This is a genomic window from Arthrobacter sp. 2YAF22_2, from assembly GCF_052114645.1.
Taxonomy (GTDB): Bacteria; Actinomycetota; Actinomycetes; order Actinomycetales; family Micrococcaceae; genus Arthrobacter.
Map to the genome: position 1 here is coordinate 1 of NZ_JBFRFD010000617.1, position 1,868 is coordinate 1,868.

Genomic DNA, 1,868 nt, shown 5'->3' on the forward strand with positions numbered 1-1,868 from the left:
CACAGCCGCTCGGCGAATGCGAGCGAGATCGGCAGGTGGATGTCGTTGCCGCGGGTGCGTGTCTCGTGCACCACGGCACGCCAGAGCACGTCGAGGTCCTCGAGCGCGGCCGGAGTGGTGGCGATCGGGGCAGTGTCGACCGGGCCCGTGGCCGGAACCGGGCGGGCTGGATAGGCTGCGGCAAAATCCGCGGCGGCGGACATGGGTTCCGCGCTTCGGGCAGCCGGGCCGGCGTCGGCATGGGCGACCGGAGTCTCGGGGGTGGTCATGATGCTCCTTCGGGTGCGGCCAACCTACTGTCTGAATACAGTTAGCTGTCCGTCGTAATCGTCTTGAGGGGGGTGGCCGGGTCAGCGGCGGCGTCCGCCGGGATGTTCTGGCCCTTGGCCAGGGCGTTCCTGACGGCCATGAAGTCCAGCGGCGCGTTAACGCAGTCCGCGGCGATGATCCGGCCCTGCCGGTAGTAGAGGACACTGAACTTTCCGCGCTCCTCGTCCCGCCGGAGAACAGTCTGGTCGTAACCGTTGCAGAGGCCGGCGATTTGCAGCTTGAGGTCCGCCTGGTTGGACCAGAACCACGGGATGCCGGCGTATTCCTCCCGCCGTCCGGTCAGCGAGTAAGCCGCGACCTTGGCGTGTTCGATGGCGTTGTTGACGCTTTCCAGCCTGATCCGTTCGCCGGGCGTGGACCCGGGCACCGGGTTGGGCATGTTGGCGCAGTCACCGATTGCCACCGTGGCGCCGTCCGAGGCCAGGGCGAAGCGGTCCACTACGATCCCGTTGTCTACCGTGAGGCCCAGGTCTTCCGCCAACTGGGTGTTGGGGATGACGCCGATGCCTACCAGCACGATCTGAGCGGGCAGCACGGTGCCGTCCTGGAGTTCCACGCCGGCCACCGCCCCGCTGCCCTCGCCCGAGCCGTGCTCCGCAATGAACCGCCGGGCGCTCGTGCTGAGCCGGATGTCCAGCCCGCGGTCCCGGTGCGCCCGCAGGAAGTAGTCGGCGGTTTCTTCGCCGACGGCCCGGCCCACGAGGCGCGGCCCGAACTCCAGCACCGTGACGTTTTTGCCCATCTTGCGCAGGCTCGACGCGGCTTCCAGGCCGATGAATCCGCCGCCGATCACCACCACGTCCGTGGCGTCCCCCACCCGGGCCTTGAGCGCCAGGGCGTCGTCGGCGTTGCGCAGATACAGCACGCCGTCGAGGTCCGCGCCGTCGATCTCCAGCTTGCGGGCGCGGGCGCCCACTGTGAGGGCGAGCCGCTTGAAGGGAAACTGCTTGCCGGAGGCGGAGTGCGCGACGCCGGAGCCGTCCGCGTCCTTGTCGATCCGGACGATGAATTCGCCCTTCACCAGGTCCACGTTGTGTTCGGTCCAGTAGTCGTTGGAGCGGAATATCAGCGATTCGCTCTCCACCGTGCCCTGCAGGAATTCCTTGGACAGCGCCGGCCGCTGGTAGGGGCGGTGGTCCTCGTCACCGAGGAGGGTGATGTGTTCCTCGAAGCCGAGCGCCCGCAGCGACACCGCGAGCTGGACGCCGGACTGGCTCGCGCCGATGATCAGCAGGCCGGTCCGGGTGGTGCTGTCCGGCTGCACGGCTGCGCCGGCCGCGGTCTGCTCGGCGGCGGCTGCCTGCTCCACTGCGTGGGTGCCCATCACTACACCTGCGTTTCCGGGGTGGTGACGAACAGGTCGAGCTCGTCCGTGAGGCGGAGCTGGCAGGACAGCCGCGAGTTGTCCTCGCGGTCCACTGCGGTGCCGTAGAGCATCTCGTCCTCCATGTCCTCCATCTGCGGGAGCTGTGAAAGGCAGTCCTCGCGGACGAACACGTGGCAGGTGGCGCAGGACAGCGAGCCGCCGCATTCGGCGA

The 1,868-nt window shown here is 68.5% G+C and carries 2 protein-coding genes and 1 pseudogene; all 3 read right to left on the reverse strand.

Annotated features, from left to right (window positions below):
- A pseudogene (locus AB4Y86_RS17910) lies at window positions 1-269 on the reverse strand (HD domain-containing protein); the annotation flags it as partial.
- Window positions 270-310: 41 nt separating this feature from the next.
- The gene (locus tag AB4Y86_RS17915) at window positions 311-1,654 is read right to left on the reverse strand and encodes an NAD(P)/FAD-dependent oxidoreductase (protein ID WP_441403503.1); all 1,344 of its coding nucleotides are present in this window, start codon (window positions 1,652-1,654) and stop codon (window positions 311-313) included.
- 2 nt (window positions 1,655-1,656) lie between these two features.
- Window positions 1,657-1,868: 2Fe-2S iron-sulfur cluster-binding protein (locus AB4Y86_RS17920; protein ID WP_441403504.1), on the reverse strand; the 212-nt coding region annotated here is incomplete at its 5' end.